6 protein-coding genes and 1 pseudogene are annotated in these 7,037 nt (G+C 76.7%); all 7 read right to left on the bottom strand.

The annotated features are described in order from the left end of the window. Positions 1–123: 123 nt before the first annotated feature. Positions 124–1,401 carry a glycosyltransferase gene (locus tag ABT116_RS37665; protein WP_351643728.1) on the bottom strand — a complete coding sequence of 426 codons (1,278 nt, stop codon included), beginning with the start codon at positions 1,399–1,401 and terminating at the stop codon, positions 124–126. Further along, positions 1,398–2,363: a glycosyltransferase gene (locus ABT116_RS37660; protein WP_351643722.1), complete on the bottom strand. Its 966-nt coding sequence runs from the start codon at positions 2,361–2,363 to the stop codon at positions 1,398–1,400. The genes ABT116_RS37665 and ABT116_RS37660 overlap by 4 nt, the downstream gene beginning before the upstream one ends. Beyond that, positions 2,360–3,421 (bottom strand): glycosyltransferase family 9 protein, encoded by a 1,062-nt coding sequence (locus ABT116_RS37655; RefSeq protein WP_351643720.1) that lies wholly within the window; start codon positions 3,419–3,421, stop codon positions 2,360–2,362. The genes ABT116_RS37660 and ABT116_RS37655 overlap by 4 nt, the downstream gene beginning before the upstream one ends. Further along, complete coding sequence (locus ABT116_RS37650; protein WP_351643718.1) at positions 3,418–4,029, bottom strand: D-glycero-alpha-D-manno-heptose-1,7-bisphosphate 7-phosphatase; 612 nt, start codon at positions 4,027–4,029, stop codon at positions 3,418–3,420. Before ABT116_RS37650 ends, ABT116_RS37655 begins: the two co-directional genes overlap by 4 nt. Further along, entirely contained in the window at positions 4,026–5,099 is a 1,074-nt protein-coding gene (locus tag ABT116_RS37645) for a glycosyltransferase family 2 protein (protein ID WP_351643715.1), read from the bottom strand. The genes ABT116_RS37650 and ABT116_RS37645 overlap by 4 nt, the downstream gene beginning before the upstream one ends. Next, positions 5,096–6,772, bottom strand: coding sequence for a carbamoyltransferase family protein (locus ABT116_RS37640; RefSeq protein ID WP_351643712.1), 1,677 nt, complete (start codon positions 6,770–6,772; stop codon positions 5,096–5,098). The genes ABT116_RS37645 and ABT116_RS37640 overlap by 4 nt, the downstream gene beginning before the upstream one ends. Positions 6,773–6,838: 66 nt before the next feature. After that, positions 6,839–7,037, bottom strand: a pseudogene (locus ABT116_RS37635) (SDR family NAD-dependent epimerase/dehydratase); the annotation flags it as partial.

Genomic DNA, 7,037 nt, shown 5'->3' with positions numbered 1-7,037 from the left:
CGAACATCGGCTGCGCCGACATGATCATCGCCGCGATGCCACCGGGAAGCCGATAGGCCGCGCCGCCGTGCGGGGACGGCGGGGACCCACACCTCCTTCGGGCGGTGGGCGGGACCGGCCGGGTCAGCCGGCACCGGTGGCGGCGGGCTCGGTGTCGAGGACCTCGCAGTAGGCGGCTTCGGTGGCCGCGGCGACCTGGCCCCAGCCGTACCTGCTGAGCACCCGGCGGCGGCCGGCCGCCCCGCAGGCCGCGCGGGCCTCCGGATCGGCGAGCAGTCCGGCGACGGCGCTGGCCAGGGCCGCCGGGTCGCGGGGCGGAACCAGTCGTCCGGTGGCCGGGTCGGCGACGGTGTCGAGCTGTCCGCCGACCGCGCTGGCCACCACGGGCACGCCGCAGGCCATGGCCTCCAGCGGGACGATGCCGAAGGGTTCGTAGTCGGCGGGGCAGACCACCACGTCGGCGGAGCGCAGCAGTGCCGGCACCTCCTCGCCGGTGAGGGCGCCGGTGAAGCGGACGCGGTCGGCGACGCCGGCGCCCCGCGCGATGTCGCGCAGCCGCCGCACCTCCGGGTCGCCGTCGAGCCGTCCGGCGGGCGGCCCGCCGACGACGACCAGCTCGGTGCCGGGCAGCCTGGCCAGGGCGGCGACGGTCACGGCGGCGCCCTTGCGCGGCACGAGCCGGCCCAGCTGCAGGATCCGGTGCGGGTACGGGCCGCGCGGCGCGGCCGGGCCCTTCGGCGTGAACCGGTCGGTGTCGACACCGCACGGCACGACGCCGATCCGGTGCGGGGGAATGCCCATGCGGACCAGTTCGTGGACCTCGTCGCGGCAGGTGGCGATCACGCGGTCGCAGTTCAGGCCCACCTCGATCTCGCCGGGGATCCGCTCCGGCGGGCTGGTGTCTGCGAGCCGCTGGTGCCGTCGCTTGACCGTGCCGAGGGCGTGGTACGTGTGCAGCAGGGGAAGGCCGTGCTCGCGGGTGGCACGCAGCGCGGCCAGGCCCGACATCCAGTAGTGGGAGTGCACGAGGTCCGGCGCCCGGGTGCGCCAGCCTCGGGCGAGGTGGCGGCCGAACTCGTCCATGTGCGGCAGCAGCTCGTCCTTGGGGAGCGGTTCGGCCGGCCCGGCGGGTACGTGGTGCACCTCGACGCCGTCGCGCAGTTCCACCCGCCAGGGCAGGTCGGGCGCGTCGCGGCGGGTGTGGACGGTGACGCGGTGGCCGCGGTCGGCGAGTGCCCCGGCGAGGCAGGCGACGTGGACGTTCTGCCCGCCGGCGTCGACTCCGCCGACTGCGGCGAGGGGGCTGGCGTGCTCGGAGACGAGCGCGATCGCGAGGACGCCCGGGTCGAGCGGGCCGCCGCCGAGCGGTCCGGACGGGAAGGGGCTGAGGGACGGGGTCATGAGCACACCTCCGTGATCAGGCGCTCCCAGTCGGCCAGGAAGCGTTTGAGCCCGTAGCGTTCGAGGGCCGCCTGGCGGGCGCGGGCTCCGTCCGCGGTCGCGGCCTCGGGTTCGTGGAGGTAGCGGCGGGCCGCGCGGGCCAGGACGTCGGGGCGGGTGGTCAGGGTGCCGGCGCCGGGCGGGACCGCCTCGATCGCCGCGGTGGTGGCGAGCGCCAGCACGGGCATGCCGAGGTGCATCGCCTCCAGCAGGGACAGGCCGAGCGAGGTCCAGCGCACCGGGTGCAGGTACATGCGGCGTTCGGCCAGCGCCGTGTGCAGCTCGCTCTGGGGCAGGTCGGCGGTGCGGCAGCGGTCCGGCGGCAGGCCGAGGTGTCCGGCCAGGCCCTCGGTGCCCATCCCGAACACATCGAGCGGGACGGCCTCGGCGAGGGCGGGCAGCAGGTCGGTGCCGGTGTACCGGGCGCGCCGCACGGGTTCGTTGACGACGACGGCGGCGCGGGCGAGCCTGCCGCTGTAGCGCTGGCCCGGGTCGACGATGCCGTGTTCGATCACCTCGGTGCGGGTGCTGCCGCCGTCCCAGAACAGCCGGTTGAAGTGGGTGACGTGCACGAGCGTCAGGTCGTCGCGGTCGGCGCACGGGTGCCGGGTGCCGGGCACGTCGCCGTCGGGCGCGTTGTGCTCCAGGTACACCGCGGGCACATCCCGCCCGGGGCGGCGCCCGCCGAGCCACCGTTCGGCCAGCGCCGCCTCGTGCGGCCGCTGGAGGAGGACCAGGTCGACCGGCGCGTCGCCGAGTTCCGCCGGGGTGACCTCGCGGACCGAGGCGGGCCAGGTGAAGGTCCGGGCCCGCCCGAGGCCGTCCGGGCCGCGGTCGGGCGTGACGGGGACGAGGTAGGTGTGCGGGCCCTGGACGAACGCGGTCGTCCAGGAGCCGTGCACGTGCCACAGCAGGATGTTCATACGGCCGCTCCTCGCTCGGTCGGTTCTCCCCGGTCCGCCGGGTCGCCCGTGAGGGCCGCCACGGCGGCGAGCACCTCGCCGTCGCCGATGCCGTCGAGGCAGGGGTGTCCCGGCACCGGGCAGTGCCGGGCCCTCGTCTGCGCGCACGCCGCGTGCGGGTCGCCGAGCAGGACGTGCGGTACGCCGTAGGGGGCCCACCGGTCGGCCGGCACGACCGGCGCGAAGAGGCTGACGACGGGTGTGCCCACGGCGGCGGCGAGATGTGCCGGTCCGGTGTTGCCGACCACCACGGCCCGGGCTCCGGCCAGGACTCCGGCCAGTTGTGGCAGGTCGGTGGCGCCGCCGAGGTCCAGGGCGTGCCGCCCGGCGACCCGTGCGGTCAGTCCGCGCTCGGCGCGCCCGCCCGTGACGACCACCCGGTGCCCCGCGGCGGACAGTGCGGCCACGGCCCGTGCCGCCCGGCCCTGCGTCCAGGCCCGCGCGGGCACGGCCGCGCCGGGGTGGAGAACGACGTACGGCTCGGGCCCGGTGAGGTGGCCGGTGCTCGGCGGCGGCAGGACACGCAGCCGGCCGTCGTCACCGGGCGGGAGCGGGAAGCCCTCGGCGCGGGCCAGGTCGAGGGCCGCCAGCGCCTCGTGACGGTGCGGCCTCCTGCGGTGCCGCCGGTCGAGGAGCGCACCCGCGTAGTCCTCGCAGTCGGCTGCGGTCCGTCCGATCCCGGCCAGCTTCAGCAGCAGGGCGACGGGCAGCGGGCTCTGGTGGTACGACACCAGCACGAGCGCCCGGTCGAAGCGGCCCGCCGTGAGCGTCTCCATCAGCCGCCGGGTGTCGGCGCGCGTCACCGGCGGCGGCTCCAGCCCGACCCAGGGGGCGTCGAAGGTCAGCACGGCGTCGACGCCGGGCAGCATCCGCCCGGCCGCCGCGCCCTGCGGTCCGCAGAGCAGCGCGGTGTACGAGGACCCGGCGGCGACCGCCCGTACGGCGGGCCCCGCGAGGAGTACGTCTCCGGCGCTGTCGAGACGGACCACGAGGGTGCGGGGAAGGCGGGAGGGGGTCATCGCGGCTCCCGTGCCGGGACGGCCGAGCCGAGGACGAGGCGTACGGCCGCCGGCAGGTCCGGTGCCGTGACGTCGGCCGCCGCGGTCTCCTCGGCACGCGTGACGGCGGTGGGGACCAGGACCCCTCGGGTCCCCGCCGCCCGAGCCGCCTCCATGTCGGCTCCGATGTCGCCGATGACGGCGGTGCGTTCCGGTGGGACGGCGAGCCGCCGGCAGGCGGCCAGGATCAGTCCGGGTGCCGGTTTGCGGCAGGCGCAGCCCTCCCCCGGCCCGTGCGGGCACACGGCCCAGACGGCGAACGGCCCGAGCAGCTCCTCCACCCGCAGCCGGACGTCCTCCACGTCGCGGCGGGTCAGCAGGCCCCGGGCCACGCCCGACTGGTTGGTCACGACACCGACGGGCACCCCGGCGGCGCGCACGGCGTCCACGGCCTCGCGGGCGCCCGGCATGAGCGTGACCCGCGACGGGTCCCCGTTGTAGGGCACGTCGGCGACGAGGGTGCCGTCGCGGTCGAAGAGAACGGCCGCGGGGTGGGGGCCGCCGCCCGGCACGTGCGGGTGCCGCCGCACGGGCCCGGGGAGCAGCCAGGGGGCGAGGGGCGGCGTCATGACCGCAGCCGTTCCCGGGCGGCCGGGCGGGGCGCGGGCGCCGGCTCACCGCTCCCGAACGGGGTGTGCGGCCGGGCCTTGCGGTGCGCCAGCCGCCCGCGCAGCCAGTGCCAGGTCGCGGCGGGCGGGACGAGGGCACTGGTCACCGCCATGGTGAGCACCTCGTCGCGGGTGCCCGGCCCGGGCAGGATGCGGGCGAGGGCGAACTCGGTGGTACCGGTCAGCCAGGCGGCGGCGCAGGCCGCGGCGGCCCGGTGCCTGCCGAGCAGGGCGCAGCCGAGCGCCGTCACCCCCGCTCCGGTCACCGCCAGGTGCAGGGGCAGGCGCCCGCGGGGTGCCTCCGCCCGGCGCCACCAGTGACGGCCGTGCAGCCGGGTCATCAGCACGTCGTCGGCGTTGCCGGCCTGGAGCCGGACGGAGATCCAGCGCCCGGCCTGCCGTACGGGGTGGGTGGTGGTGCGCCGGCCGACGGTGAGGGTCCAGCCGGCGTCGAGCATGCGCAGGGCGAGGTCGGCGTCCTCCCGGAAGGCCCGGCGGAAGCGTTCGTCGAATCCGCCCACGGCCGTCAGCGCGGCCCGGCGGTACGCCAGGTCGGCGGTGATCCAGCGGGCACCGGCGAGTCCGGCCGTGTTGCGTTCCCAGTCCGTGGGGCGCCGGTCGGCGGGCAGGGGCACCTCGATCCGGGCGGTGATCCCGGCGGTGCGCTCGGTGGCCGCGGCCAGGTCCAGGGTCAGGTCGTCGCCCCAGGTGGGTCCTGGGACGACGTCGTCGTCGAGGAAGACGATCCAGGGCACGTCTCCGGCGGCCCGCCAGCCGAGGTTGCGTGCGGCGGCGGGCCCGCGCGCACCGCCGGGCACGACGATGGTGCGTGTGCGCAGGGACGGCGGGACGTCGGCGGTGAGGGGGGTGCGGACCGCGTCGGGCCGGTCGTCGACGAGGACCACCCGGACGGGGCCCGGCCCGGTCGCCTCCGCGAGGGCGTGCAGGCAGGCGCCCAGGCTGGGCCGGCCGAGGGTCGGGATGACGACGGCGTACGCGGCGTCGGGAGTGAGGGCCTCGGGTCGGGTCATCGGGGGCCTCCGGCGTCGCCGCTGTGGGGGTCGGTACGGAAGAGGTCGCCGCGCCGGATCGCGTACGGGCCGATGGCCAGCAGGTCGACGGGCGAGGAGCCGAAGCACTCCAGGGCGTCGCGCGGGTCGTCGACCATGGGCCGGCCGGCCGTGTTGAGGCTGGTGTTGACGACCACGGGCAGCCCGGTGAGCCGCTCGAACTCGCCGAGCATGCGGGCCACCAGGGGTTCGCGGTCGGGGTCGACGGTCTGGATGCGGGCGGTGCCGTCGACGTGCACGACCGCGGGGATACGGTCCCGCCAGGCGGGGGCCACGTCGTGCACGAACAGCATGTACGGGCTGGGCAGCGGGCCGTCGAAGAGGTCGGCCGCGCGGTCGGCGAGGACCATGGGGGCGACGGGCCGGAACTGCTCGCGGCCCTTGACGTCGTTGAGGCGTTCCAGGTTGCCGGCGTGCCCGGGGTGGGCCAGCAGGGAGCGGTGGCCGAGGGCCCGGGGGCCGAACTCGGAGCGGCCCTGGAACCAGGCCACGATCCCGTTGTCCGCCAGGGCGCGGGCCACGGTCGCGGCGATGTCCGGGGGCCGCTCGAAGGGGACGGCCGCGGTCTTCAGCCAGGCTCCGAGCTCGGCGTCGGACCACTCCCGTCCGAGGTCGGCACCGGCCATGGACTCCGGTGCGTCGCCCTCCACGGCGGACAGCAGCAGGGCTCCGCCCAGGGCGGTGCCGGCGTCTCCCGCCGCGGGCTGCACCCACACCCGGGCGAAGGGGCCCTCGCGGGCGATGCGGGAGTTGGCGACGCAGTTGAGGGCGACGCCGCCGGCGAGCGTGAGCACCCGGTCGTGGGTCCGGCCGTGCAGCCAGCGCACCAGGTCGAGCAGGGTCTCCTCCAGCACGGCCTGGGCACTGGCGGCGACGTCGGCGTGGTCCTGTGTCCATGGCTCGTCGGGGCCGCGGGGTGCGCACAGCTCGTGCCAGGGCACGCCGGTGGCGTGGAAGCCGCCGTCGCCGGTGGGGTGCACGTGGCGGCGCAGTTCGGCGAGCATGCGCGGCCTGCCGTGGGAGGCGAGGGCCATGACCTTGAACTCGTCGGAGGAGCGCAGGAAGCCGAGGTGCTCGGTGAGTTCCTCGTAGACCAGGCCGAGCGAGTGCGGCAGGTCCTGCGCGTGCAGTGCCTCCAGGCGGTCGCCCACGCGGCGCGCGGCCAGGTGGGAGGCGCGTTCGCCACGGCCGTCGAGGACGAGGACGGAGGAGTTCCGGGCGTCCGGTGCGGCGAAGGCGCTGGAGGCGGCGTGGGCCATGTGGTGCGGCACGAAGCGGACGATGCCGGGGTCGAGACCGGGCAGGGCGGTCCGAAGGAAGCCGGGTGCCTCGCGGGCGTAGGTCAGCCGCAGGTGGTCCCAGGGGTCGTCCAGACCCATGTCCTCGGCCGGCCGGGCGAGTCGGGGGTCGAAGGAGTAGGTGACGGCGTCGAGGTCCTGCGGGCGCAGCCCGGCCCGTTTCAGGCACCAGGCCGCGGCCCGCTCGGGCAGTTCCCAGGCGGAGAACGGCAGGGGTCTCTTGCCGTGTTTGCGCCGGGAGAACCGCTCCTCCTCCGCGGCGGCGACGGTCCGTCCGTCGATCACCAGGGCGGCGGCGGGGTCGTGGAAGAGGGCGTTGATTCCGAGGATGCGCATGGGGAGGCGGGCCTTTCGGCGGTCGGGAGACTCCCGGTCGCGGCGGTGCGGGGTGCCCGGGCGGGTTCACTCCTCGGTACTGGCCTCGCGGAACCAGGCGATCGTGCGCCGCAGCCCCTCCTCGGCACGCACCTGCGGATCCCAGCCCAGCTTGTCGCGGGCCAGCGTGATGTCCGGGCAGCGCACGGCCGGGTCGTCCACGGGGCGTTCGATGTAGCGGATCTCGGAGGAGGACTCGGCGAGTTCGACGACCAGGCGGGCCAGG

The organism is Streptomyces sp. NPDC002130 (assembly GCF_040296465.1).
GTDB lineage: Bacteria > Actinomycetota > Actinomycetes > Streptomycetales > Streptomycetaceae > Streptomyces.
Note: the sequence above shows the minus strand (reverse complement) of the source record. Positions and strands in the feature narration are given on the sequence as shown.

Bases quoted from the DNA above. Each gene is read 5' to 3' on its own strand.
- ABT116_RS37665 (WP_351643728.1), bottom strand. From the start codon at position 1,401: ATGACCCCGTCCCTCAGCCCCTTCCCGTCCGGACCGCTCGGCGGCGGC.
- ABT116_RS37660 (WP_351643722.1), bottom strand. From the start codon at position 2,363: ATGAACATCCTGCTGTGGCACGTGCACGGCTCCTGGACGACCGCGTTC.
- ABT116_RS37655 (WP_351643720.1), bottom strand. From the start codon at position 3,421: ATGACCCCCTCCCGCCTTCCCCGCACCCTCGTGGTCCGTCTCGACAGC.
- ABT116_RS37650 (WP_351643718.1), bottom strand. From the start codon at position 4,029: ATGACGCCGCCCCTCGCCCCCTGGCTGCTCCCCGGGCCCGTGCGGCGG.
- ABT116_RS37645 (WP_351643715.1), bottom strand. From the start codon at position 5,099: ATGACCCGACCCGAGGCCCTCACTCCCGACGCCGCGTACGCCGTCGTC.
- ABT116_RS37640 (WP_351643712.1), bottom strand. From the start codon at position 6,772: ATGCGCATCCTCGGAATCAACGCCCTCTTCCACGACCCCGCCGCCGCC.